The organism is Streptomyces sp. 5-10 (genome assembly GCF_014712245.1).
Lineage (GTDB): Bacteria > Actinomycetota > Actinomycetes > Streptomycetales > Streptomycetaceae > Streptomyces > Streptomyces violaceusniger.
Genome location: NZ_JACVYG010000030.1, coordinates 66,066 through 91,086, shown reverse-complemented (window position 1 = coordinate 91,086; position 25,021 = coordinate 66,066). Strand labels below are relative to the sequence as shown.

The 25,021-nt window shown below is 71.8% G+C and carries 24 protein-coding genes and 1 pseudogene; 15 read left to right on the top strand and 10 right to left on the bottom strand.

The window, feature by feature from the left end:
- The first annotated feature begins 39 nt into the window (after positions 1–39).
- The 3 genes from IEJ02_RS28845 to IEJ02_RS28835 all read left to right on the top strand — a co-directional run bounded on the left by IEJ02_RS28845 (position 40) and on the right by IEJ02_RS28835 (position 2,857).
- Entirely contained in the window at positions 40–468 is a 429-nt protein-coding gene (locus IEJ02_RS28845) for a PepSY domain-containing protein (protein WP_191067500.1), read from the top strand.
- Between the two features lie 164 nt (positions 469–632).
- Positions 633–1,388 carry a response regulator transcription factor gene (locus IEJ02_RS28840; RefSeq protein WP_191067499.1) on the top strand — a complete coding sequence of 252 codons (756 nt, stop codon included), beginning with the start codon at positions 633–635 and terminating at the stop codon, positions 1,386–1,388.
- Positions 1,385–2,857 (top strand): sensor histidine kinase, encoded by a 1,473-nt coding sequence (locus IEJ02_RS28835; RefSeq protein WP_191067498.1) that lies wholly within the window; start codon positions 1,385–1,387, stop codon positions 2,855–2,857. The genes IEJ02_RS28840 and IEJ02_RS28835 overlap by 4 nt, the downstream gene beginning before the upstream one ends.
- On the opposite strand, the pseudogene IEJ02_RS51155 reads toward IEJ02_RS28835, so the two are convergent.
- Positions 2,847–3,024 (bottom strand): annotated as a pseudogene (locus tag IEJ02_RS51155) (alkaline phosphatase); the annotation flags it as partial. The gene IEJ02_RS28835 and the pseudogene IEJ02_RS51155 overlap by 11 nt on opposite strands.
- A gap of 95 nt (positions 3,025–3,119) precedes the next feature.
- Here IEJ02_RS51155 and IEJ02_RS28825 point away from each other — a divergent pair.
- Positions 3,120–3,497 (top strand): DUF1330 domain-containing protein, encoded by a 378-nt coding sequence (locus IEJ02_RS28825; RefSeq protein ID WP_191067497.1) that lies wholly within the window; start codon positions 3,120–3,122, stop codon positions 3,495–3,497.
- Positions 3,497–4,264: an alpha/beta fold hydrolase gene (locus tag IEJ02_RS28820; RefSeq protein WP_191067496.1), complete on the top strand. Its 768-nt coding sequence runs from the start codon at positions 3,497–3,499 to the stop codon at positions 4,262–4,264. The genes IEJ02_RS28825 and IEJ02_RS28820 overlap by 1 nt, the downstream gene beginning before the upstream one ends.
- 183 nt (positions 4,265–4,447) lie before the next feature.
- Here the strand turns inward: IEJ02_RS28820 and IEJ02_RS28815 are convergent, their stop codons facing one another.
- From IEJ02_RS28815 to IEJ02_RS28790, 6 genes are all read right to left on the bottom strand, one after another.
- Entirely contained in the window at positions 4,448–5,173 is a 726-nt protein-coding gene (locus tag IEJ02_RS28815; protein WP_191067495.1) for a GAF and ANTAR domain-containing protein, read from the bottom strand.
- Between the two features lie 139 nt (positions 5,174–5,312).
- Positions 5,313–6,287, bottom strand: coding sequence for a Ppx/GppA phosphatase family protein (locus tag IEJ02_RS28810; protein WP_191067494.1), 975 nt, complete (start codon positions 6,285–6,287; stop codon positions 5,313–5,315).
- 186 nt (positions 6,288–6,473) lie between these two features.
- Entirely contained in the window at positions 6,474–6,665 is a 192-nt protein-coding gene (locus tag IEJ02_RS28805; protein ID WP_191067534.1) for a CDGSH iron-sulfur domain-containing protein, read from the bottom strand.
- Positions 6,666–6,684: 19 nt separating this feature from the next.
- Positions 6,685–7,338 (bottom strand): HemK2/MTQ2 family protein methyltransferase, encoded by a 654-nt coding sequence (locus IEJ02_RS28800; RefSeq protein ID WP_191067493.1) that lies wholly within the window; start codon positions 7,336–7,338, stop codon positions 6,685–6,687.
- 94 nt (positions 7,339–7,432) lie between these two features.
- A complete protein-coding gene (locus IEJ02_RS48975; RefSeq protein ID WP_223864566.1) occupies positions 7,433–7,570 on the bottom strand; it encodes a hypothetical protein in 138 nt (45 codons plus the stop codon).
- Positions 7,558–9,018 (bottom strand): ATP-grasp domain-containing protein, encoded by a 1,461-nt coding sequence (locus tag IEJ02_RS28790; protein ID WP_317985941.1) that lies wholly within the window; start codon positions 9,016–9,018, stop codon positions 7,558–7,560. The genes IEJ02_RS48975 and IEJ02_RS28790 overlap by 13 nt, the downstream gene beginning before the upstream one ends.
- A 168-nt stretch (positions 9,019–9,186) precedes the next feature.
- Between IEJ02_RS28790 and IEJ02_RS50865 the strand changes: the two genes are divergently transcribed.
- The 5 genes from IEJ02_RS50865 (at position 9,187) to IEJ02_RS28765 (ending at position 14,608) form a co-directional block, all read left to right on the top strand.
- Positions 9,187–9,552: a con-10 family general stress protein gene (locus tag IEJ02_RS50865; RefSeq protein WP_191067492.1), complete on the top strand. Its 366-nt coding sequence runs from the start codon at positions 9,187–9,189 to the stop codon at positions 9,550–9,552.
- A 213-nt stretch (positions 9,553–9,765) separates the two neighbouring features.
- The gene (locus IEJ02_RS28780) at positions 9,766–12,105 is read left to right on the top strand and encodes a serine/threonine-protein kinase (RefSeq protein ID WP_191067491.1); all 2,340 of its coding nucleotides are present in this window, start codon (positions 9,766–9,768) and stop codon (positions 12,103–12,105) included.
- Between the two features lie 76 nt (positions 12,106–12,181).
- A complete protein-coding gene (locus IEJ02_RS28775) occupies positions 12,182–12,997 on the top strand; it encodes an alpha/beta fold hydrolase (protein WP_223864565.1) in 816 nt (271 codons plus the stop codon).
- A gap of 23 nt (positions 12,998–13,020) precedes the next feature.
- The gene (locus IEJ02_RS28770; RefSeq protein WP_191067489.1) at positions 13,021–13,836 is read left to right on the top strand and encodes a MerR family transcriptional regulator; all 816 of its coding nucleotides are present in this window, start codon (positions 13,021–13,023) and stop codon (positions 13,834–13,836) included.
- A 10-nt stretch (positions 13,837–13,846) separates the two neighbouring features.
- Complete coding sequence (locus tag IEJ02_RS28765) at positions 13,847–14,608, top strand: class I SAM-dependent methyltransferase (RefSeq protein ID WP_191067488.1); 762 nt, start codon at positions 13,847–13,849, stop codon at positions 14,606–14,608.
- Here IEJ02_RS28765 and IEJ02_RS28760 read toward each other — a convergent pair.
- Positions 14,585–14,776 (bottom strand): hypothetical protein, encoded by a 192-nt coding sequence (locus IEJ02_RS28760; RefSeq protein WP_137980177.1) that lies wholly within the window; start codon positions 14,774–14,776, stop codon positions 14,585–14,587. The two genes, IEJ02_RS28765 and IEJ02_RS28760, sit on opposite strands and share 24 nt — an antisense overlap.
- Before the next feature lie 211 nt (positions 14,777–14,987).
- Between IEJ02_RS28760 and IEJ02_RS28755 the strand changes: the two genes are divergently transcribed.
- The 4 genes from IEJ02_RS28755 to IEJ02_RS28735 all read left to right on the top strand — a co-directional run bounded on the left by IEJ02_RS28755 (position 14,988) and on the right by IEJ02_RS28735 (position 21,975).
- Positions 14,988–16,790 carry a thiamine pyrophosphate-requiring protein gene (locus IEJ02_RS28755; RefSeq protein WP_191067487.1) on the top strand — a complete coding sequence of 601 codons (1,803 nt, stop codon included), beginning with the start codon at positions 14,988–14,990 and terminating at the stop codon, positions 16,788–16,790.
- A gap of 17 nt (positions 16,791–16,807) precedes the next feature.
- Complete coding sequence (locus tag IEJ02_RS48960) at positions 16,808–20,047, top strand: FAD-binding and (Fe-S)-binding domain-containing protein (RefSeq protein ID WP_223864564.1); 3,240 nt, start codon at positions 16,808–16,810, stop codon at positions 20,045–20,047.
- 10 nt (positions 20,048–20,057) lie between these two features.
- Entirely contained in the window at positions 20,058–21,191 is a 1,134-nt protein-coding gene (locus IEJ02_RS28740; protein ID WP_317985940.1) for an enolase C-terminal domain-like protein, read from the top strand.
- Between the two features lie 223 nt (positions 21,192–21,414).
- Positions 21,415–21,975, top strand: a complete 561-nt coding sequence (locus tag IEJ02_RS28735) for a GNAT family N-acetyltransferase (protein WP_191067486.1) — start codon at positions 21,415–21,417, stop codon at positions 21,973–21,975.
- Positions 21,976–22,409: 434 nt separating this feature from the next.
- Here the strand turns inward: IEJ02_RS28735 and IEJ02_RS28730 are convergent, their stop codons facing one another.
- Positions 22,410–23,042 carry an NAD(P)-dependent oxidoreductase gene (locus tag IEJ02_RS28730; protein WP_191067485.1) on the bottom strand — a complete coding sequence of 211 codons (633 nt, stop codon included), beginning with the start codon at positions 23,040–23,042 and terminating at the stop codon, positions 22,410–22,412.
- Positions 23,039–24,010 (bottom strand): EamA family transporter, encoded by a 972-nt coding sequence (locus tag IEJ02_RS28725; RefSeq protein WP_191067484.1) that lies wholly within the window; start codon positions 24,008–24,010, stop codon positions 23,039–23,041. The genes IEJ02_RS28730 and IEJ02_RS28725 overlap by 4 nt, the downstream gene beginning before the upstream one ends.
- Positions 24,011–24,090: 80 nt before the next feature.
- On the opposite strand from IEJ02_RS28725, the gene IEJ02_RS28720 reads away from it, so the two are divergent.
- The gene (locus IEJ02_RS28720) at positions 24,091–24,972 is read left to right on the top strand and encodes a LysR family transcriptional regulator (protein ID WP_191067483.1); all 882 of its coding nucleotides are present in this window, start codon (positions 24,091–24,093) and stop codon (positions 24,970–24,972) included.
- Positions 24,973–25,021 lie beyond the last annotated feature (49 nt).

Sequence of the window (25,021 nt, the reverse complement as noted above, 5' to 3'; positions counted from 1 at the left end):
CGGCTCGGTAATGACCGCATGCCTTTCCCGGAGGACCTGATGAATGCAAAGATCCGCGCTCTTGCCGCCATCCCGGCCGTCGCCCTGACGTTCTCGCTCGCCGCCTGCGGCGGTTCGGACTCGAAGGACGACGCGAAGGACACAGGGGCCACGGCCTCCGCCCCGGCCGACGCCGGGGCGGCCGACGCCGGGGCGGCCGAGGGCGGCGCGGCCGGCGGCGAAGCCGGTGAGGAAGCGGGCGAGAAGAAGGAGCCGCCGCTGACCGGCGCGATCAAGGAAAAGGCCGAGAAGGCGGCCCTGGCCGCACACCCCGGCACCGTCCTGAAGTCGGAGGAGGACCAGGAGAACCCCGGTCTCTACGCGGTCGAGGTGAAGAAGGGCGACGGTACGTCGATAGAGGTCTACCTCGACAAGAGCTTCAAGGTGGTCAAGACCAAGGAGGAGGGCACCGAGGAGAACGAGGGCTGAAACAGCTCGGGAAGTCTCGTGGGCCGTCGGCCGACAGCTACGGCTGAACCGATCGACGGCCCCGCCCCGCCGTGCCCAACAGACCCCGCATCGCTGACATCCATTCATGAGAGGTTCCGGTGATTTCGCCACCCGGCAGACCTGAAGTCTGTGAGCCTGTCGACATGCGTGTCTTGCTCATCGAGGACGACGACCGAGTGGCCGGACCGGTGGTGGAAGGGCTGAACCGCTTCGGGTTCACCGTGGACCACGCCCGTACCGGCGCCGACGGACTGGCCGCCGACCCGTCAGAGATGGTGCTGCTGGACCTGGGACTGCCCGATATGGACGGCATCGACGTCTGCCGGGCCCTCAGACTCCGCTCGCACGTCCCCATCATCATGATCACTGCCAGGAGCGACGAGGTCGACCGAGTACTCGGCCTGGAACTCGGCGCGGATGACTACCTCTCGAAGCCCTTCGGCGTGAGGGAACTGGTAGCCCGCATCCGTGCCGTCACCCGACGCGCCCGGCCCTTCGCCCCGGAGGCCGATCAGGAAGCACCCGGCGCCGCGCAGCGGCCCGGGACGGGCGAGGCCGGCGGAGTCCAATACCTGGGCCCGCTGGTCATCGACCGTCGTGCCCGCCAGGTGACCCTTCACCAGGCGCCGGTGGCCCTGGCCCCCAAGGAGTTCGACCTGCTGGCCTACCTCGCGCAGGACCCCGGCGCCGTCTGCTCCCGCCAGCAGATCCTCGACACGGTCTGGGAGCCCAACTACTTCGGCCCCACCAAAACTCTCGACGTCCACGTCGCCGCACTGCGCCGCAAACTGGGTGACTCCTCCTGGATCGAGAACATCCGCGGCATCGGCTACCGCCTCACCCCGCCGCCGGAAGCGTCCGACCCCAGCTCTCCCGAGCACAGTGGGAACGCCCGATGACACGCCGCCTCCTTCTGAGCTACCTCAGCCTGATACTGCTGGTGCTGCTCTGCCTCGAAGTGCCGTTCGGCTATGTGTACGCCCGCGGGGAGACGTCGAGGTTCGGCAACAGCGGGCAGCAGGGCGCGGTGATGCTCGCCGAGGTCTTGGAGGAGAAGGTCGAGGAGGAGGCGGCTTCCGACGTGCCGCAAGTGGTGGCCGGTTTCGCCCGCCGCACCAGCAGCCATGTGATCGTCGTCGACAGCACGGGGAAGGTGCTGACGGACTCCCGCAACACCGTCGCCACCGGCACGGACCTCTCCGGCGAGCCCGACATCGCTTCCGCGCTGGGCAACCGATCCACCACCGGCACCCGGCAGGACCCGGTCCTGGGCGGCGAAGCATTCGTCGCCACCATGCCGGGAAGCTCCGGCACCACGGTCCGCTGTGCCGTACGCGTCACCTACCCTCTGGGAGGACTGACCGAGAAGATCCGTGACACCTGGCTGGTGCTGGCCGCCGTCGGGGTGGGTGTGCTGGCGACCGTCACGGTGATCGCCTTCGCCCTCTCCCGCTGGATCACCCGCCCGGTCAGGGCCCTGGAGCGCGCCACCACCCAGCTGGCCAACGGCGATATCAAAGATCCACCCGCCACCGACCTCGGCCCGCCCGAACTCCGCCAGCTCGCCTCGTCCTTCACCCACACCGCCTCCCGTCTGCAACATCTGCTGCGCGCCCAGGAGGCGTTCGCCTCCGAAGCGTCCCACCAGCTGAAGACGCCACTGACCTCGCTGCGTCTGCGACTGGAGAACTTCGAGCCCTACCTCGACCCCCGTGCCCAGGGCAGCCTCGACGAGGCCGTGGGCGAAGTGGAACGGCTCGGGCGCATGGTGCACGGTCTGCTCGCGCTCGCGCGGCTGGAGAACTCCGCCACCACCCCCGAACCCACCGACCTGGACACCGTCGTCGCCGACCGAGCGGCCATGTGGACCGCCTTCGCCGCCGAACACCTCGTCGACATCGCGGTCTCCGGCCCGAGCATCGGGCGAGTGTGGGCGATCCCCGGCGCCCTGGAACAGATCATCGACAACCTGCTCTCCAACGCACTGCGGATCTCGCCCCCCGGATCCGTCATCACCCTCGCGAAAACCCCGGTGGGCGAGGATCCCCGCGCCCCGGCGCACGTCGCACTGCACGTGATCGACCAGGGCCCCGGCATGAGCGAGGGCGAACGGCAGCGCGCGTTCGACCGCTTCTGGCGCGCCGCGGACGCCTACCACGACGGCACCGGACTGGGCCTGCCCATAGTCCAGCAGCTCACCCGCGCCGGCGGCGGCGACGTCGCCCTGGACGCCGCGCCCGGCGGCGGCCTGGATGCCGTCGTCCGCCTCCAGCCCGCCGACACCCGTCGCCCGCCAACCGCCCGCCGCTCACGCACCGGTGCCCGCGCCCGGCACGATGCCGCACCACCCGCACGGATGGGCTGGTAGCCGAGCTTCTGCGCCTGCTCGGTGACGGTCATGCCCTTGAAGGTGCCGTCGGTGACCTTCTGGTCGAACCGCGCCTTGCCGCCGCCGAAGAGGACGTCGACCTTGTGGTTCACGGACCGTTCGGCGATCGAGCCGGGGCCACCCGCGGCGATCGCATCGGTCGGGCACGGCGTGCTGCCCCGGGCTCGGCCCGGTCGGTTTTACTAACTTGCGTGTCGTTCAACAAGTTTATACGCTGCTCCTCATCCTGAAGGAGGTTTTGATGATCGAGATGGATGAGCGGGCCCTCGACGCGCTGCTGGCCGAGGACCCCGGCGGCCCCGTGGTGATGCTGAACCTGCTGCGGTTCTGTCCGGACGGTGGCCGCGAGAGCTACCAGCGCTACATGGACGCGCTGGGCTCGGAGATCCACGGGCGGTACGGATTGCGGGTGGAGTACCTGGGGGACGGCGGTCGTGCCCTGGTCGCCGAGGACGGGCAGGCATGGGACACGGTGCTCCTGGTGCGGTACCCCAGCCGCCAGGCGTTCGTCGACATGGCCCGTGACCCCGACTATCGGGCGGTGGCCCATCTCCGCGCCGAGGCGCTGGTGGAATCGGTCCTGCAGCCCACCGTGCCGCTCCAGGGAGGAGTGGTCTGATGCCCGCGGTCTTCGTGCACGGCAATCCCGAGACGGCGGCCGTCTGGGATCTCCTGGTCGCCGAACTGGAGGCCGCCGGTGCGGCTCCGGCCGACCTGATCCGTCTGTCCCCGCCCGGGTTCGGCGCGCCGCTGCCGCCCGGGTTCGGGGCGACCGTCGGGGAGTATCGCGACTGGCTGATCGGCGAGTTGACACGCTTCGCCCAGCCCGTCGACCTGGTGGGCCACGACTGGGGCGGCGGACACGTCCTCAACGCGGTGATGAGCCGCCCGGACCTCGTACGCAGCTGGGTCAGCGACACGATCGGGGTCTACGATCCCGACTACGTCTGGCATGAGCTCGCCCAGCGATGGCAGACACCGGGAGTCGGCGAGGCCGATGTGGCCGAACGCTTCGGCGCGCCCCTCGAACGGCGGATCGCGACGCTCGTCGAGCGGGGGATGGGCGAGGCGGTGGCCGAGCGGGTCGCCCAGGGCCAGAACGAGGCGATGGGACGGGCGGTGATCGCGCTTTACACCTCCGCCACCCGACCGGTGATGAACGAACTCGGCCGGCACCTGGAGAACGCGGCCCAGCGGCCGGGGCTCGTGCTGCTCGCCACCGAGGACCACGTGGTCGGGACCGTCGAGCAGCGGCGCCGCGGCGCGCGCCGGGCCGGGGCCCGGGTGGAGGTCCTGGAAGGGCTGGGCCACTGGTGGATGACGCATGATCCGCGCCGCGGTGCCGAGGTTCTCACCCGCTTCTGGGCGTCACTGGACCACGGGTAGCCGCACGGACGTGGATGCCACACATGCGAGCACATGCGACGGTGCCGGCCGCGAGACGGCCGGCACCGTTCGGGTTTCCCGGCCGCCGGTCGGGCGGAGCCGTCCGGGTTTCCCGGCCGCCGGCCGGGCGGAGCCGTCCGGGTTTCCCGGCCGCCGGTCGGGGGGAGCCGCCCTGCCGAGGGATCAGGGGCGGGGGCGCAGTCCGGGTGCGGTGGGGGGCCGGCCGGTGAGGTTGGTGATCAACTCGGTGCACAGCTCGCGGAGTTTGATGTTGCGGTGCTGGGAGGCGGAGCGCAGGATCTCGAAGGCCTCCTGCGCGGTGCACCGGCGCTGCCCCATGATGACGCCGAGGGCCTGGTCGATGACGCTGCGGTGGGCCATGGCGTCCTGCAGCTGGCCGGCGAATTCCTGTGTGTCGGTGATGCGCTGGGCCAGCGCGATGGCGCCGGTCGCCTGGGCGGCGAGTGAGCGCAAGGAGGTGAGATCGGCCCGTGCGTACGCCTCCGGCGGGGCGGCGTACAGGTTGAGAGCGCCGGTGGTGTGGGTGCGGGGCGCTATCGGCAAGGAGAGGGACGAACGCACCCCGCAGGCGACGGCATAGGCGGGGTAGTCGCCCCACCTGGCCTCCGCGAGCAGGTCGTTGACGAGCAGTTCCTCTCCGGTGCGCAGCGACTGCAGACAGGGGCCGTCGTCCTGGCCGTACTGCTTCTCGTCCAGCTCCGGTGCCGCGATGCCGGAGCTGACCACGGTCAGGGGCCGGCCGTCCCGTTGCAGCGTGACGCCGGCGCCCTGGGCCCGGGACAGTTCCAGCGCCGCGTCCGCCAGTGTCTGCAGGAAGTCTTCGAGCGAGTCGGTGTCCAGCAGCCACTGCGTGATGTCGCTGCCGTCGTACGCGTCGTCGGCACTCATCGGGGGTCCCTTCGCAAGGCCCGTGGCCTCTCGGTCGGCATCGTGACGTGCCACCGGGGCGACGGAGTCCAACGTCCGAAGGGACACCTCCGGTGCGACCACCACCTGACGTCGATGTCGGACGACGCGGCATGGCCTCTTACGTCCCCACGAGTACCACTTCGTGTTCCGGAGAATCCGTGACCTCCTCGAGACGGGAGAGATGGTCGAGCAGAACGCCCTCGCGCAAGGCCCATGGGCAGATGGTGAGTCGTTTCACCGCCATGACGTCCATGACGGCCTCCGCGACGATGGCACCGGCCAGACATTGATGCGCCCTGGAGGCGGAGATTCCACGCAGCTTCGCTCGCTGCCCGTCCGTTTTGACCGCGAGCCGTGAGACCCAGGGCACCAGTTCCTTACGGCTGAGCGTGTGGACCGCGGACAGACCGTTGCCGGGCCGCCGCGTTCCGGCGAGGCGGGCCAGCTGGGTGAACGTCCTGGACGTGGCGACGCAGGAAAGCGGCGCCGGCTGGGTGCGCAGTTCGGCTGTGCCCTGGCCGAGGACGGAGCGTACGTGCCGGCGCAGCGCCTTGACGTCCCGCTTCTTCACCGGCGTGGCATCGGGCAGATGGTGGCGGGTGAGGCGGTCGGCTCCCAGCGGCAGGGAAATGGCGAGGGCGGGGTCCGTGCCGCTTCCGCAGGCGATCTCCAGGGAGCCGCCGCCGATGTCGAGGAGCAGTATCCGCCCCGCCGACCAGCCGAGCCAGCCGCGTACCGCCCTGAACGTCAGCCGTGCCTCCTCCTCGCCGCTCATGAAACCCACGCGGATACCGGTGGCGGCTTCGATCTCGTCGAGCACCGCGTCCCGGTTGGTCGCGTCCCGCACCGCCGAGGTGGCGAAGGGGATCAGGCGGTCGACGTGGTGGGCGGACGCGGCCGCGGCACTCGCGGCGACGGCACCGACCAGGGACCGGATCGACTCGCGGGGGATCACCCCCTGGCGATCGGTCGCGTCGGCCAGGCGGACCGGCTGTTTCCACGAGGCCACCGGCTCCGGGGGGCTACCCGGGAAAAGGTCGGCGATCTTGAGATGGACGGTACGGGATCCGATGTCGAGCACTCCACAGCGCATCCGTGATGAGTGCCCCCACCTGACATATTCCAGACGTCGGATGATCGCGCGCCGGACGGAGATCCGGCGGCGTTCCGCGATTCCGAGACCGCTCCGCGGTTACGTCGGGCCGCTCCGCGGATACTTCGGGCCCGCTCCGAGGTTTCGTCGGGCCCGCTCCGAGGTTTCGTCGGGCCCGCTCCGCGGCTACCCCTTCGTGCCCGCTCTGCGCCGTGACCTCCGAGGTCTGCGGCGGTGGCTGGTGTCGCACCACGGGTAGCGCGCGCTGCGGCCGCACAGGCACACGGCCGCCGTGAAGCGGTCGGAGCGCACCACGCTGCCATCGGGCAGGGTGATCTCGACCGGTCCCTCGATCAGCATCGGGCCGTCGGTCCCCATCCGCACGCTCACCGCGTGATCACATGTGTCGTTCGGCACGGATCACCACCAGCTCTTCCTTCGTCTCGCCCGGGGCGATCAGCCCATGGGCCTCCAGCCAGGGGGCCTGCTCGCGCAACACCGGCCCGAAGGGGATCGTGCGGCGGTCGGTCACGGCCGCCCGCAGCCCCGCCCCCGCCAACCTCTCCACCGTACGTTCGGGGCCGCACAGCCCCGAGTGCACCAGGAGCAGCACACCGCCGGGGCGCAGCAGCGGCGGCGCGTCGCGGCAGATCCGGTCGACCACCGCCCGCCCGTCCGCACCGGCCCGCCAGGCCACACCACGGCCCCGGCGGATCCGCCGCCCCGCCACCGGCACATACGGCGGATTGGCCACGATGAGGTCGAACCCGCGGTCGGCGACCGGTGTCAGCAGATCGCCCTGGAGGACACGCACCGGCAGCCCTTTGAGGCGGGCGCGCAGCCAGGTGGCGCCCACGGCGAGCGGTGAGACATCGACCGCGGTCACCTGGGCCGCACCGCGCCCGGCCGCGACGAGGGCCAGGACCCCGCTGCCGGTGCCCACGTCCAGCACCGCCGTGTCGGCCGTGATGTCCTCCCGCCGCAGGGCCTCGGCCAGCAGCCATGTGTCGTCCTGCGGTGTGTACACACCTGGAGGCGTCTTGAACACCATCAGTGGCGAGTACCCCCAGCGAGCCGTGATCTGCGCGTGTGAGGTGACGTGCGCGTGCGATGTGGTGCGAGTGCGGGGTGTGGTCTGAGGAGAGTCACAGGCAGTCCCGGGGCAGCGTCTCGTTCCAGGTGCGCGAGAAGACCCGCCGGTCGCCCTCGTAGCCGTCCAGCGTGGCGTCCACGAAGAACTCCGTCTCGCTGGAGCGCAGCACCGTGCTCGTCACCACTCGCACGTCCCAGTCGTCGCGGTGGAAGCGCATGGTCCAGGTCGACTCGCCACCGACCGAGGTGAAGTCGTCCGCGACCGCCGTATAGCGCTCGTACGCCCGGCGGCCGACGTCCAGCCCGATGTCGTCGAAGCGCAGGGTGCCCGCGTCCTTGACGATCTCCAGCTCGGACCCGTAGCCCACCAGGTCGCGCTTGACGTCCCAGCGCTCCTCACGGGGGCTGATCGGGGTGGTGGCGGCAGGCGGCGTTCCCCGCCCGTGAAGATGTGGGCGAGTTCGAAGCTGTAGCTGTCCTGCTGCTCCAGCTGCGACAGCCGCTGCCCCTCCTCGGGCACCACATCGATCCGTACGCCTGGGATCTCGCGCTCGATGCGCTCGATCTCCTCGTCGACGGGGGTGTCATGGACCACACCGTCGGCGAACCACCGGTAATACCACTTGGCGGCCATCGCGTAGGGGCCTTCGCGGTACGGCAGGGCGGGGTCCTCGCCGAGGGCGAGGCTGATCATGCAGTGGTGATTGGGCACCCCGTCGACGTAGGTGAACAGCTCGGCGTGCGACTGGGAGTGGCGGGGGTTGATCTCCAGGAGGTTGATCTCGTCCGTGGCGGCGTCGTAGAAATACTCGATGCTGAACGTCGCCCCGTCCATGCCGATCTGCCGCATCACCCGCCGCGAGACGTCATGCAGCCGCCGGATCACGGGCTCGGGCAGCGCGGAGGGGTACTGGTGGCGCAGGAAGGACGGGCTGTCCGGGTAGTCGATGGAGTCCAGCACGCCGTAGACCGTGACCTCGCCCTGGTGGACATAGCCCTCCACGGCGACCTGCACCCCGCTCAGCGCCTCCTCCGCGAGGCACACCTGACCGCCCACACCCGCCATCTCTGGCGGGAGCTCCAGCCGTTCGAGGACGGCGTCGAAGGGCTTGCCGATGCGGCCGATGCCCTCACGGATCCGGCTCACCGCCGTACGGAACTCCTCCTCGTCCTTGACGGAGAAGGCCAGCTCCGAGGAGTACGCGAGGGCGGGCTTGAGCCACATCGGGAAGCGGACGCCCTCCGGCGGCCGTGGGTCCCGCGCCTCCAGATCCACCCGGCCGAACCGCGGACACTCCTCGATCACCTTCCGCTGCTCCAGCCGACTCCAGTACTTGTGCTCGCACTTGACCACCGACTCCAGGCTGGTGCTGCGGGTGCCGTAGCGCTCGCTGAGAATCGGCACGAGCGTGCTCACCGGGAAGTCCCAGTAGCCGACGATCGCGTCGACGCTGCCCTCAAAGGCATCCAGAACACCTTCCGCCTTCGCGATCAGATCCGCCACGGACACCTCGCCACTCTGGAGGTCCTCGACCGTGAGCAGGCGGTGGAACCGGAACCGCTCGGCACCGGGCCCGCTTTCCAGAATGGGCACATTGGCCTCGTCCAGGCCGATCACAAAGATGTTCTTCTCGTCCACGGGCGTGGTCCCTCCCTGCGCCGATGTTTTCCGGCGTCCTGAGTACCCGCTCGCGGGCCGCCAATCCTGAGGGGACATCCGTTGCGGAACCACCCTGTTTAGCGTCCGCGTCTCGGGTACCCGCTGCCCCAGACAGATGGAATCTCCGCGAATAAGGAGGAACCAGTCATGGCTGACAACCCCGGTAACTTCGCCAACGACCCGAAGCGGGCTTCGGAGGCCGGTCAGCGGGGCGGTCACGAGAGCGGTGGCAACTTCGCCAACGATCGGCAGCGTGCGTCCGAGGCCGGTCAGCGGGGTGGCCACGAGAGCGGTGGCAACTTCGCGAACGACCCGCGGCGTGCCGCGGAGGCCGGCCAGAAGGGTGGCCACGAGAGCGGTGGCAACTTCGCGAACGACCCGCGGCGTGCCGCGGAGGCCGGCCAGAAGGGTGGCCACGAGAGCGGTGGCAACTTCGCGAACGACCCGCGGCGTGCCGCGGAGGCTGGCCAGAAGGGTGGCCACCAGAGCGGTGGCGGCCGGACCGGTAGCTGAACCGGCGGCGAAGTGAAGCGGGCGGGAGCCACAGCACTGCCCGCCCCGCGAGACCGGTGGGCCTGACGCCACAGCGAACGGCCCACCGGTCTTCGCATGGCACGGCCCACCGGTCTTCGTGTCGCGTCTTGGTATGGGGGAGAGCTGTTACGGGGTGGTGGGTTCGTTTACGCTGTCGCTCGCTCGAACGGCGAGAGACGGGGTGACGGGGACATGTCCCGACCGGACCATGACCATGGTCGATTGGCGGTTCCACCCGTTGGGGCCGGGCAGCAACCGGAGTGGCCGACAACTCCGCCACCACACCGCCCCTTGGGGGCCGCTGATCCCGCCACGGCCGGTCCGTACCGGCTGGAGGCGGTGCTGGGCGCGGGGGGAATGGGCCGGGTCTACCTGGGACGTACGCCGGCCGGCAGCGCGGTGGCGGTCAAGGTCGTGCACCGCGAATACGCGGGCGACGCGTCGTTCCGCAAGCGCTTCGAGCAGGAAGTGGCCGCGGCCCGGCGGGTCCAGGGCCTGTACACCGTGCCGGTGGTGGACGCGGATCTGCGGGCCGAAGAGCCCTGGCTGGCCACGGCGTACGTGCCCGGGCCGTCCCTGCAGCACGCGGTCACCGAGAGCGGGCCGCTGTCGGCCGACGCGGCGCTGGGGCTGATCGCCAGGGTGGCCGAGGCCCTGCAGTCCATCCACGCCGCCGATGTGATCCACCGTGACCTGAAACCGTCCAACATCATCCTCACCGGCGAGGGACCCAAGGTCATCGACTTCGGTATCGCCCGGGCCGCGGATGTCACCGCGGTGACCGCCACCGGGATGCGCACCGGAACGCCCGCCTACATGGCGCCCGAGTACATCAGGGGGCAGGACGTCACCGAGGCCGGTGATGTCTTTGCCCTCGGTGTGATCGCCAGTTTCGCCGCCACCGGACGGCTCGCGTTCGGCGGTGGCTCCGACCACAGCGTCATCTACCGCATCCTGGAGCAGGATCCCGACCTGGACGGCTGTCCCGAGCCCCTTCGGGCCATCGCCGCACACTGCCTGGAGAAGGAACCGGAGCGGCGGCCGACCCCGGCCCAGGTCATCGAGTTGTGCCGCCGGGTCGACGCGACGGGCGTCGCCGACGCCCACACCCGCACCGTGGTGTCGCCGTCAGGGCCCGAGCGCGTGACACCCGGCCGCCTCAAGGCCCCTGGCTCGCCCAGCACTCCCGGCTCGCCCGACGCCGAGACACGCACCTCACCGTCGCCGCGCGGGGCCGGGCCGGCCGCCCCCGTACCGCCGCCGCCCGCTCCGGCCGCGCACGACCCGGCACGGGGCGTCGTCCCCGGCGGTCCCGCGACCCCACCGGGCGCGGACACCTCGCCGACCCCACCGGGCGCGGACACCTCGCCGACCCCGCCGGGTGCGGACGCCCCGCCGAACCCCGCGGTCCCGGACCCGGTCACCACGCCCGCCCCGGGGCTGCCCGTCCTGCTCAGCGGAGTCGGGATCCTCGTCCTCGCCGTCGTCCTGATCGCCGTCTACCTCCCCGGCTCTTCCCCCGACCGCGGCCCCAACCTCCCCTATCGCACGATCGGGCCCACGGCCTCCCTCGGCCCCACCGGCCGGTCCAAGACGGCCGAGGGCCTGGCGTTCAGCCCGGACGGCAAGACGCTCGCCACCGGCAACTCCGAGGGCAGGGTGCGGCTGTGGAATGTCGCCGACCGTAAGCCACGCGCCACCTTCACCGGACGCGACAGCGTCGGCAATCAGGGGTTCCCGACCCGCGAAGTGACGTTCAGCCCCGACGGCAAGCTCCTCGCCGCCACCAATATGAACGGCTGGCTGACCATGTGGGACGTGGCCGAGCACCGGCAAATTCGCTTCCTCGACGGAGTCGACAGCGGCGAAAAGGTGGCCTTCAGCCCGGATGGCAAGCTGTTCGCCAGCGGCAGTGGGCCCGGCTCGGTGTTCTTGCGGGACATCAACAGCCGGAAGGACGAGCCGCTCGCCTACTACAACCAGGAGGCCAAGGTCACGGGCGTGGCCTTCAGCCCGGACGGCCGGACGCTGGCTTCCGCGGGCGACGACTCCGGCAGCAACCTCACCCCGAAACACTCGGTGCGGCTGTGGGACGTGGCACACCGCGATCCGGAACCTTACGGCCAACACGATCCACGGGTCACCATCTCCCCCGTGCAAGGAGTCCTGAGCCTGGCGTTCAGTCCGGACGGCACGACGCTCGCCACCGGCAGCTATGACCGCAAGGTGCGGCTGTGGGACGCGAAGACCGGCCGTCAGCGGGCCACCCTCGGCGACTCCCTCGTCGCATCGGAGGTCAACCACCTGGCCTTCAGCCCGGACGGCAAGACGCTCGCCGTCCCCTCCGAATACGGACTGTTGCTGTGGAACGTGGCCACCCGTAAACCACGCGCCATCCTGTCGACCAGCGCGGAGGGGGCGGCCAACGTGATCCAGGACGTGGCCTTCAGCCGGGACGGCCGGCTCATCGCGGGCAACGACAGCAAGCACCGCAGGGTGTACCTGTGGAAGAACCCGTACCGGGCGCGCTAGGGGTGTCCGATCGAGCCGCTTATCGCCGCCGCGGTGGTTGACCCTGACGCAGGGGCAACCTCGCAGCATGGGCGGCATGACGACGACGCGCCACTTCACCGTCCACCACGACGGCGTCACGATCCCGGTGTCCCGTGGCGGCACGGGACGACCGCTGGTCCTGTGTCCCGGCCTCAACTCCACCCAGGCCGATCTGCACGAGCTGATCGAGCTCCTGCGGCGCGACCACGACGTGGTGACCTTCGACCTCCGGGGCCACGGGCTCGCCCCGGCCGCCGACCGGTATTCCTTCGACGCGTTTCGGAGCGATCTCTTCGCCGTGCTGGCGGAGTCGGGGCGCCTCGGCCTGTCCTCGCCGCCCCTGCTCGTGGGCTACTCGCTGGGCGCGGACCTGGCCGTGACGTACGCCTCCGAGTGCCCCGACGCCGTCGCCGGGCTCGTCCTCATCGACGGGGCGAACCCGCTGCCCGAACCGTTCATCACCGAGGCCGACCTGCCGGAGTTCCGCGCGATGGCGGAGGACCCGGCCATGTGGCGGGAGATCGAGCGGGCCAGGGGCACCGCGCGTCAGGTGCTGCTCGGCCCCCGGGACATCCTCGATCTGCAGCTGGAGATGGATGTGGTGCGGGCCGGAATCCTCGACCGGTACCGGAAGATCGACCGCCCGATCCACCTGATCATGTCGGCCGCGATCGCGGGCGACAGCACCGAAGGGCGTGCGCCCCGGCACAACCGGCTCTGGCGCGCGGGCGTCGACCGGCTCGTGCGCGAACGCCCGGACACCTCCGCGACCTGGCTGAACACCGGCCACCGGCTGGTGTTCAGCCACGCCAGGGAGATCGCGGAGATCATCCGCGGCGTACCCCACCCGGCCGACGAGGTGGCTTCGTAAGCGACGTCCAGGAGACTGGTCCGATGCTGACCATCGGCGAGCTGGCGTCGTACGCCGGAGTGACGGTGCGCGCGGTGCGGCACTACCACGCCAAGGGGCTGCTGCCGGAGCCGGAGCGGGACCACTCCGGCTATCGGCGGTACGGCGCGGACGCCGTCGTCGAGCTGATCAGGATCCGGACCCTCGCCGAGGCCGGGGTCCCGCTGGTGCGCGTACGGGAGCTGCTCCGGGCCGGTGAGGAGGAGTTCGCCGCGGCGGTCGCGGAGATCGACCAGCGGCTGCGGGCGGAGATCCGGGAGCGGCAGCGGCACCGCGAGCGGATCGCCCGCCTGGCCGCCGGGGACGGCCTGGCGCTGCCCCCGGAGGTGGTGGAGTTCCTCGACCGGCTGCGGGCGCTCGGGGTCGACGAGCGGATCGTCCGGGTGGAGCGCGACGGCTGGATCCCGCTGGCCGCGCACGCACCCGAGCGGGTCCCGGAGTGGATGGCGCGCAAGCGGGAGCAGATCGCCGACCCGCGGTTCATCGGCTTCTACCGCACCCTGGGCCGGGCACTCGACCGCGCGGATGACGATCCACGGCTGGACGGGCTGGCCGACGAGCTGGCCGCCTACCTCACGGGGATGGCCGAGGAGCGGGGCGAGGACTACATCGACGATGCCGACATCGAGCCACCGCTGGTCAGGGTGATGGACACCCTCGCGTTCGAGGCCATGCCGTCGGCCCGCCGGCTGATCGAGCTGCTGCGGCAGCGGGGCTGGACCGGCTGGACCAAGGTCGGGCGCGTGGACCGGGGTGCGGCCGGAACACGGGGGGCTCGGCAGAAGGGGCCGAACGGGTGAGGATGGGGGGATGACCGCAACCTCGCGTGCCCATTCCTTCAACGCGGCCGCCGCCCAGTACGCCGCGAACCGCCCCTCCTACCCGCCCGCCCTCTTCGACGCCGTGGAGGAGATCGCCGGACGGCCCCTCGCGGGCGCCCGCGTCGCCGACGTCGGGGCGGGCACCGGGATCGCCACCGCTCTTCTGCGCGAGCGCGGCGCCGATGTGATCGCCGTCGAGCCCGGCGCGGGCATGGCGGCCCAGTTCCGCCGGACGCTTCCGGACGCGCCGATCGTCCGGGGCGACGGCAACGCCCTGCCGCTCGCCGACTCCTCCCGCGACCTGATCACATATGCGCAGTCCTGGCACTGGACCGACACCGACCGGTCCGTTCCGGAGGCGCTGCGCGTGCTGCGCCCGGGTGGCGCGCTGGCGGTCTGGTGGAACACCACCGCCTACGACGTGCCGTGGATCGCCGCCCAGGCCGAGCGCGTCGCGGCCCACTCCGGTGTGACGTCGACCCCCCAGGTGGGTCCCGACGACGATCGCGCCGCCCGGCTCGCGGGCCTCTCCGGTCTCCGCGTCACCCGTCGCCAGGTGCGCTGGAGCCGCGTCGTCCCCCTCGACACCCACCTGGCCAACATCACCAGTCACTCGGCGTTCCTCGTCCTCGGCGAGGCCGGCACCCAGGCGTTCCTCGCCGCCGAGCGCGGCCGTCTGCGCGAACTCTTCCCGGACGAGAGGGTGGAGGAGACCTATCTGGTGGACCTACTGGTGGCCGCCCGTCCCTGAGCCCTCGCCCCGGCTCTCCTCCTGGGCGTCGACGTTGGGTGTGATCGCGTCCCCCGACTCGCCGTAATGGCCGTCCTCCTCGTCGTCGGTCACCCGCGTCTCGGCCTCGGCGATCTCCGCCTCGATCTCCTCGGCCGCGGTCCGGGTGCCCTTCTTCTCTCCACTCACGATGTCTCTCCGCTCACGATCGTGTCCTCCCTCGGCGGGCCGTCGCGCTTCCAGGCGGGCCGTCGCGTTTCCGGGCGGGCCGCCGCATGCGTACGTGCTGCCGACCGGCACCCGGGTGCCCCGGCCGGCCGCGGCCCATGCGCCAGGTTTACCGGCCCGGTCGGCGGCTACTCCTGTGAGGTGCTTCGTGCAGCGCTACCGAGGAGGCGCCGTGGCTCAGGTATCGGATTTCGCACTGGCTCGGCTGCGGGAGTGGGGGGTGCGGCGGGTCTTCGGCTATCCGGGGGACGGGATCAACGGTCTGCTCGGGGCGTTCGACCGTGCCAAGGGCGACCCCGAGTTCATCCAGGTCCGGCACGAGGAGATGGCCGCCTTCATGGCCTGCGGCCACGCCAAGTTCACCGGCGAGGTCGGGGTCTGCGCCGCCACCTCGGGGCCCGGCGCCGTCCACCTGCTCAACGGCCTGTACGACGCCAAGCTGGACCACCAGCCGGTGGTCGCCATCGTGGGCCAGCAGAAGCGGCTCAGCCTCGGCACCCACTACCAGCAGGAAATCCACCTGGACCGGCTCTTCGCCGACGTCTCCGAGTACTGCGAGATGGTCACCCACCCGGGCCAGGCACGGCATGTCATCGACCGCGCCTTCAAGACCGCGCTGACCACCCGCGGTGTGGCGACGATCGTGATCCCCAACGACATCCAGGAGGAGGACGCCCAGCCCTCCCCGCCCAAAGCACACGGATCGGTCTTCTCCAGCGTGGGCTGGAGCCGCCCCCGCGTCCTGCCCGACCCCGATGAGCTCCGCCGCGCCGCCGATGTCCTCAACAAGGGCGAGAGGGTCGCCATCCTCGTCGGCCAGGGCGCGGCCGATGCCGCGGGCGAGGTCGTCGGAGTGGCGGAGCTGCTGGGCGCCGGGGTGGCCAAGGCGCTGCTGGGCCGGGACGTCCTCCCCGACGACCTGCCCTATGTGACCGGGCCGATCGGTCTGCTGGGCAGCACCGCCAGCGACAAGATGATCAAGGAGTGCGACACCCTCTTCCTGATCGGCACCAGCTTTCCGTACTCCGAGTGGCTGCCGGACGAGGGGCAGGCCCGAGGCGTCGAGATCGACATCGACGGCCGCATGATCGGCATGCGCTACCCCATGGACGCCCATCTGGTGGGCGACGCCAAGGAGACCCTCGAGGCGCTCCTCCCGCTGCTGCGGCGCAAGGAGAAGCGGAGCTGGCGGAAGAAGGTCGAGAAGGATGTGCGGGAGTGGCTCACCATCTGCGATACCTGGGCCGGCCAGCACTTCGGGGACACCATCAACCCCCAGTCGGTGGCCGCTGAGCTCTCCTCGCGGCTGCCGGACCGGGCGATCCTCACCGCCGACTCCGGATCGGCCACCAACTGGTGGGCGCGCCACCTGAAGCTGCGCGAGGGGATGGACGCCTCGCTGTCCGGCACGCTGGCCACCATGGGCCCCGGGGTGCCGTACGCGATCGCGGCGCGCTTCGCGTACCCCACCCGCCCGGTGATCGCCTTCGTGGGAGACGGCGCCTTCCAGATGAACGGCATGAACGAGATGATCACCGTCAAGCGCTATATGGACCGGCTGGCGGGCGGCCCGCCCCTCGTCTTCTGCGTCTTCAACAACCAGGACCTCAACCAGGTCACCTGGGAGCAGCGCGCCATGGCCGGGGACCCGAAGTACCCCGCCTCCCAGACCATCCCCGACATCCCCTACGGGGCGTACGCCGAGCTGCTGGGGCTGCGGGGGATCCGCTGCGAGTCCCCGAAGAAGGTCGGCAGGGCCTGGGACGAGGCGCTGGCCGGCGACCGCCCGGTCGTCCTGGAGTTCACGGTCGACCAGGAGATCGCCCCGATCCCGCCCCATCTCATGGTCCCCATGGCGAAGAAGACCGTGAAGGCCGCGCTGCACGACCCCGAGCTGGCCGGGATCGCCCACCGGGGCATCCGGCAGAAGGTCGCCCAGTACGCCGAGCGCCTGCCGGGACGCGGGCACGCCTGAGGGAGGGGGAGCGCACCATGGGTACCGGTACCGCGAGCGGGCTGGAGGCGGCACTGCGTGCGGAGGTGGACGCCGAGGTCAGGTTTGACGCGGGCAGCCGGGGCGCGTACGCCACCGACGGCTCCAACTACCGCCAGGTACCCATCGGCGTCGTCCTCCCGCGTGACGTGGAGGCCGGGGCGCGGGCGGTGGAGGTGTGCGCCCGCTTCGGCGCGCCCGTGCTGTCGCGGGGTGGCGGCACCAGCCTGGCCGGTCAGGCCACGAACACCGCCGTGGTGATCGACTGGAGCAAGTACTGCCACGCCCTGGTCTCGGTGGATCCGAAGGCGCGCACCTGTGTGGTGGAGCCGGGGCTGGTCCTGGACGAGCTCAACCGCCAACTCGCCGACCACAAGCTTCAGTTCGGGCCGAAGCCGTCCACGCACAGCCACTGCGCGCTGGGCGGCATGATCGGCAACAACTCGTGCGGCGCGTCGGCGCAGGCGTACGGAAAGACCGTGGACAACGTGCGCCGCCTGGAGGTCATCACCTACGACGGCGTGCGCATGTGGGTGGGGCCGACGTCCCAGGCCGAGCGGGCGCGGATCGCGGCGGAGGGCGGCCGCCGGGCCGAGATCTACGACGGTCTGGACCGCATCGTCGGCGAATACCTCGCGGACATCCGGCGCGGCTACCCGAAGATCCCGCGCCGGGTCTCCGGCTACAACCTGGACTCGCTGCTGCCGGAGAACGGCTTCGACGTGGCCCGGGCCCTGGTGGGCAGCGAGGGCACCCTGGTGACGGTGGTGCGCGCCGAAGTGGAACTGGTGCCCGTGCCCCCGTACCAGTCGCTGCTGGTGCTCGGCTACGACGACATCTGCGCCGCCGCCGACGATGTGCCCCGGCTCCTGGAGCACTGCACACCCGGGGAACTGGAGGCCCTCGACGGGCGGATGGCCGAGCTGATGCGCGAGGAGCGCGCCTATCTCGAATCCCTCAACTCCCTTCCCGAGGGCGACAGTTGGCTGCTGGTGCAGTTCAGCGGGGACACCCAGGAGGACGTCGACGAGCAGGCGTACGCGCTGCTGCGCGCGGTCGGGCGGGACGAGAAGGACGCCAGGGTGGCCTTCTCCGACGACCCCCGGCGCGAGCAGCGGATGCTCAGGGCCCGCGAGGCGGGCCTCGGGGTGACCGCGCGCCCGCCGGACGACCGGGAGACCTGGGAGGGCTGGGAGGACTCCGCCGTCCCGCCCGAGCGCCTGGGGGACTATCTGCGCGATCTGAAGGAGCTGTTCGCGGAGTTCGACTACGACCATCCGTCGCTGTACGGCCACTTCGGGCAGGGCTGTGTGCACACCCGCATCCCGTTCGGGATGAAGACCGCCGACGGCGTGGTCGACTTCCGCCGCTTCGTGGAACGTGCCGCCGACCTGGTGGTCTCGTACGGCGGCTCGCTGTCCGGCGAGCACGGGGACGGCCAGGCGCGGGGCGAACTGCTCACCCGGATGTTCGGCGAGCGCCTGGTGACCGCGTTCGGCGAGGTGAAGGCGCTGTTCGACCCGGAGAACCGGATGAACCCCGGCAAGGTCACCGGCCCGGGCCCCGGTGCGGTCACCGGCCCGGGCAAGGGCGCCGGCCCGGGCAAGGGCGCCGGCCCGGGCAGGGCCACCGGCCCGGGCAGGGCCACCGGCCCGGGCAGGGCCACCGGCCCGGGCAGGGCCACCGGCCCGGGCAGGGCCACCGGCCCGGGCAGGGCCACCGGCCCGAATCCGGTCGACGGTCAGCTGCGCCTGGGCCCGGGGTGGCGGCCGGCCACCCCCGACACACACTTCGGCTACCCCGACGACGAGCACTCCTTCACCCGCGCGGTCATGCGCTGTGTCGGCATCGGCAACTGCCGCGGCCACCACGGCGCCGTGATGTGCCCGTCGTACCGGGCCACCAAGGAGGAGGAACACTCCACCCGCGGCCGGGCCCGGCTGCTGTTCGAGATGCTGGGCGGCCACGCGGACTCCGCCGTCACCGACGGCTGGCGCTCGACCGAGGTCCGTGACGCCCTGGACCTGTGCCTGGCGTGCAAGGGCTGCAAGTCCGACTGCCCGACCGGTGTCGACATGGCGACGCTCAAGGCCGAATTCCTCGCCCACCACTACGCGGGCCGCCCGCGCCCGGCGGCGCACTACTCCATGGGCTGGCTTCCGGTGTGGGCCCGGCTCTCCCGTATCGCGCCCTCGCTGGTCAACACCGTGGCCCGGGCACCGGGTGTGTCCGGCCTCGGCAAGCGGCTGGCCGGTGTGGACGGCGCACGCCAGGCGCCCGCGTTCGCACGGCAGTCCTTCCTCCAGTGGTGGCGCGCCCGCGCCACCGAGGAGCCGGACCCGGCGGATCCGCGGACCGTGGTGGTGTGGCCCGACACCTTCAGCACCTACTTCCACCCCTCGGTCGCCATCTCGGCCGTCCGGGTGCTGGAGGACGCCGGCTTCCGGGTCGCCGTACCGACCGAGCCCGTGTGCTGCGGCCTGACCTGGATCTCCACCGGGCAACTGGCCACGGCGAAGAAGGTCCTGCGGCACACGCTGCGGATGCTGCGGCCCTACCTCGAGGCGGGCACCCCGATCATCGGCCTCGAACCCTCCTGCACCGCGGTGTTCCGGGCCGACGCACCCGAACTGATGCCCGCCGACCAGGACGTGGCGCGGCTGGCCGGGCAGTTCCGCACCTTCGCCGAACACCTCGTCCACCACGCCCCCGACGACTGGCGGCCGCCCGCACTCGGCCGGCAGGCCGTCGTCCAGACCCACTGCCACCAGCACGCGATCATGAAGGACGACGCGGACCGCGAACTCATGCGCCGCGCCCACCTCGTCACCGATGTCCTCGACGAGGGCTGCTGCGGACTGGCCGGAAACTTCGGCTTCGAACGCGGCCACCACGAGATCTCGATGGCCATCGCGGAACAGGGCGTCCTGCCCGCCGTGCGCGCGGCCGCCCCCGGCAGCCTGCTGCTCGCGGACGGCTTCAGCTGCCGCACCCAGATCGAACAGGGCGACACCGGCCGCGAGGCCCTCCACCTGGCCGAGGCGCTGGCCCTGGGCCTGGACACCACCCTGCCCAGCGAGCGGCCCGAACGCCTGGCACCGCGCACGGCCCCGCCCTCGCGGGCGGCCCGCTGGGCGACCACCGCCGGTGCCGCCGCCCTCACGGCGACGGCCGTGGCGGGGGCCGCGGCGGGGGTCGGCCGTGCCGCCTCGCGACGCACGCGCCGCGGGGGAAGGTGACCGCACGGTGGTGACGGGTGGCGCCGTGGCGGCAGGCGCGGGCGAGCACGTCGTGGACGGGGTGGACAGCGCCGTCTACACGGCGCCCACCGACGCCCCCGAGGCCGACTCCACCCTCAGCTGGGACAGCACCACCCTCGTCCTCGCCACCGTCCGGTGCGGCCAGGTCACCGGGCTCGGCTACACCTACGCCCCGGCCGCCACGGCCCTGGTCATCGACGATGTGCTGGCCGATGTGGTCACCGGCACCCCGGCCCTCGACGTGCCGCGCGCGAACGAGGTCATGCACCGCGCCGTGCGCAACGCCGGACTGCCCGGCGTGGCCGCCCAGGCCATCGCCGCCGTGGACATCGCCCTGTGGGACTGCAAGGCCCGCCTGCTCGACCTGCCCCTGGTCCACCTCCTGGGCAGGGCGCGGGACGAGGTGCCCGTGTACGGCAGCGGCGGTTTCACCACGTACGACGCCGAGCGCCAGGACCGGCAACTGCGCGGCTGGACCGAGGAAGAGGGCATCCCCCGCGTCAAAATCAAGATCGGCGAGTCCTGGGGACAGTGCGAGGAACGCGACCGGAAACGCGTCGCCGAGGCCCGCGCGAGCATCGGTGACACCACCGCCCTGTACGTGGACGCCAACGGCGGCTACGCCGCCAAACAGGCCATCAGCATGGCCGACACGCTCGCCGACCACGGTGTGACCTGGTTCGAGGAACCCGTCTCCTCCGACCACCTCACCACCCTCGCCACCGTCCGCGACCGGGTGCCGATGGAGGTCACGGCCGGTGAATACGGCTACACCCTGCCCTACTTCGCGCATATGCTCGCCGCCGGTGCCGTGGACTGCCTCCAGGCCGATGTCACCCGCTGCGGCGGCATCACGGTCTGGCTGCGCGCCGCCGCCCTCGCCCACGGCCAGGGCCTCGAGATCTCCGGCCACTGCGCCCCCCACGCCCACGCCCACGCCGCCGCGTCCGTGCCCAACCTGCGCCACCTGGAGTGGTTCCACGACCATGTGCGCATCGAGCGCATCCTGTTCGACGGCGCCCTCGCTCCCGACGGTGGCGGCGTCACCCCGGGCCACGACGGAGCGCCCGGGCTGGGGCTCACGCTGAACAGCGAGCGGGCGCGGCCGTATCGGGTGGCCTGAGCCGTACGGCAAACCGTCGAGCGCACTCACTCATGCTCACTCATGCGGGACGACGGCCACCGGACAGCCCGCGTGGGCTGCTGCCCGACCCCGCGGCGGCCGGTCCACGACGTCCTGGACATCGAGCCGTAGCCCCGGCCGCCGTCGCCGTAGCCCCGGCCGACTTCGCCGCGCCGCGAATATCCGGTGGCGGGCCCGGTCGTCCAGTGGTGAGGATCGCGGCATGCGTATCTTCCTGGAAACCGAACGGCTCGTGCTGCGCCCGTTCACCGACGCCGACGCCGACCACCTCTTCGCGCTCCACAACGACCCCGACGTCATGCGCTTCCTCACCGATGGAGAGACGGCGAGCCGGGAGACGATCCGCACCAAGACCCTGCCACTGTTCCTCCACGACCACCCGGGCCTCGGGACCCGGAGCTACTGGGCCGCCGAGGAGAAGGCCACCGGAACCTTCCTGGGCTGGTTCGAGTTCCGTCCCCTGGACGACCACAGCCCCGCCGTGGTGGAGCTCGGCTACCGCCTGAACAAGGCCGCCTGGGGCAAGGGTTACGCCACGGAAGGGTCCCGGGCGCTGATCCACAAGGGCTTCACCGACCTCGGCGTGGAACGGGTCACCGCGAACACCATGGCCGTGAACACCGGGTCCCGGCGCGTGATGGAGAAGTCGGGCCTGTCGTTCGTCCGCGCCTTCACCGAGGAGTGGCCGGAGGCGATCGAGGGATCCGAGCACGGCGATGTCGAGTACGAACTCACCCGGGCCGCCTGGGAGCAGCGCCGGTAGCCACGTGTCGCCGGAGCGGGGAGCATGCGTCCCCGCCCCTTCCCGTTACCAGGGCTCCGCCCCTGGACCCCGGGCTCGGGGCGGAGCCCAACGCCGATATGCGGCTCCGCCGCGTGGCCGGGGCCTCGCCCCTGGACCCCGGCCCTCCTGGCGTGCTGGCACGCCTGGAGGACTGGGCCACCTGGCTGCCCGCCCCTCTCCGCCCCTTCCCGCTGCATCGATGTGCGGCTCCGCCGCGTGGCAGGCTCTGCCCCTGGCCCCTGGGCCCTCCGGGTCTGGGGCGGAGTCCCGCCTTCCAGCCCCTCCGGGGGGGGCACCTCCCAGCGGTAGCTGGGGGAGCTTGAGGAGCGGGGTCTGGGGCGGAGCCACAGTTGTGGGAAGGGGCGGGGAGGGGAGCGGCCCGCCGCAGGCGTACGCACGCCCGCCGGGCACCCCTAGTACCCGACGGTGAAGTGCCTGTCCTCGCCGGGGTTCTCCAACTCGTCGAGGACCGCCACGGCGAGATCCTCGGCCGAGACCCGGGACGTGCCGTCGGCCGCGGTGATGAGGGTCGTGGTGCCGCGCCGGTACGTTCCGGTGCGGTCCCCGGGCTCGAGGAGGGCGGGAGGGCTGAGATAGACCCAGTCCGCCGAGTGGGCCCGGCAGACGTCCAGCTGCGCGGCGCTGGCGGCGGCGAGGGCGCGGAAGCGCTCCGGGACGTACTCCGGGCTGTCGAGGACGAGCCGGTCGGGGCGGCCCGGGTGCCGCAGGGGAGCGGCGCCACCGACGACGAGGATGCGTGCCCGGGCCGTCTCGGCCGCGGTGAGCAGCGCCGCCGTGGTCCTGACGGCGGAGTCCTCGTGACCGGGGGCGGGGCGGGTCGCGGCCACGATCGCGTCGGTGCCGGCGAGGAGCCGGCCCATGTGGCCGGGGTCGTTCGCGTCGCCCGCCACGGCGATCACCCCGGGTGGCGGAGCGGCCGTCGGCTCCTTGCGGAACACCGCGACGAGGTCATGGCCCCGGCTCACGGCTTCGCTGACGACACGCGAGCCGACCATGCCCGCGGCTCCGACAACGGCGATCTTCATCGAGGTGTCCCTTCCGGGGTGGGGGTGGAGACGGAGTCGTGTTCGGCCGTCCGGGCGCGGGCGCGGGTGCGTGGCGGAAGCTGTCCCGCGACGATCGCGGCGAGCGAGAGCGCGAAACCCACGAGCTGTACCGGGCCGAGCGTCTGGCCGAGCACGATGGCGCCGAGGACCGCGGCCACCAGCGGTGAGAGCAGGGCGAGAACCGCGACCGAGGCCACGGGCAGGCTGCTGATGCCCTGGAACCACAGGGCGTAGGTGATCAGACCGCCGACCAGCCCCAGCCAGAGGTAGCCGAGGGCTGCGGGCAGGTCGATCGCGGGAGGCGCCCCCTCGGCGAGGAAGGTGAGGGGCAGCAGGAAGAGCCCTCCCGCCGTGAGTTGCCACCCGGCGAAGGTGGTGGCACCGACCCCGGCGGGGCGCCCCCAGCGCTTGGTGAGCGTCACACCGAGCGCCATCGTGACCGCGCCCCCGAGGCCCGCCACGACCCCGACGGCGTCGAGTGCCGCGTTCGGCCCGATCACCACAAGACCGACGCCGACGACGCCCGTCACACCCCACAGGAGGCGCCACGGCGAAAGGCGCTCATGGAGCACGGTGACGGCCAGGACGGCCACCACCAGCGGCTGGGCCGCCGCCAAGGTGGCGGCCACGCCACCCGGCAGGCGTTCGGCCGCGACGAACAGCAGCGGGAGGAACAGCCCGATGTTCAGCACGCCGAGCGCCGCGGCCTTCGCCCACCAGGCGCCGCGCGGCAGTGTCCGGGTGAGGGCCAGCGCGATCAGGCCGGCGGGCAACGCCCGCAGGAGCCCCGCGAAGAGCGGGTGCCCCTCGGGCAGCAGCTCGGTGGTGACGACGTACGTCGTGCCCCACACCGAGGGAGCGAGCGCCGTCAGGGCGGTGCGTGGCAGGTTTCCGTGGCGGACACCGCCGGCCCCGCCGGAGACCACGTGTGTGGTGTGCCGTGTCATGCCTCGAAGTCTCACCTCGGGGCCATTGATGAGTCCAACACATGTTTGTCACCGCATCGATCTCGATCCACGATGGATCCATGGAGCTTCAGCAGATGCGGTACGTCGTCGCCGTCGCCGAGACGAACAGCTTCACGCGCGCCGCCGAGCGATGTCTGGTCGTCCAGTCCGCGCTCAGCCACCAAATCGCCCGCCTGGAGAAGGAGCTCGGCGCGAGACTCTTCGAGCGCACCAGCCGCCGGGTGCGGCTGACACCGGCCGGGGAAGCCTTCCTCCCGGCCGCCCGCCAGTGCCTGGACGCCGCCGAGCGCGCGGCCGCCGAGGTCGCCGCGGCCGTCGGGGAGGTACGCGGACGGCTCGCCGTGGGCCTGATCCCCACCGTCACCGCGGTCGACATCCCGGGCGCGCTCCGCGACTTCCGAGAGCGGTATCCGCATGTGCGCATCAGCCTGCGGGTGGGCGCGAGCGACGACCTCGTCGAGCAGGTCAAGGAGGGCGCCCTCGACGTGGCGTTCCTCGGCCTGCCGACCACCGCCCGCCCCCAGGGCGTCGCCGCCCATGAACTCGCGCGTGACCGGCTCGTCGCCGTGGTCGCGCCGGACCATCCCCTCGCCGAGGCATCACAGGTCGACCTGCGCAGGCTCTCCTCCGAGGTGTTCGTGGACCTCCCGGCCGGGACGGCCGGGCGCGCCCAGTCCGACCTGGCCTTCGAGGCCGCCGGTCTCACCCGTGACGTGGCCTTCGAGGTCACCAGCGCGGACTTCATCGCCCGGCTCGTCGGGCCGGGTCTCGGCGTGGCGATGCTTCCCACCGCCTACGCGCCTCATCTCACCGGCGTCGTCACCATCGAGGTCGCCGACGCACCGGCCCGTGTCGAGTACGTCATCTGGAGCCGCCTCACCCGCACACCGGCGGCGACCGCCTTCCTCACGGCGCTGGACATCACGCCCGCGGATTCCTGACGGCCCCCGGGCCACTCCGCCCTCATGACGCCTGCCGGCGGGGATCGCC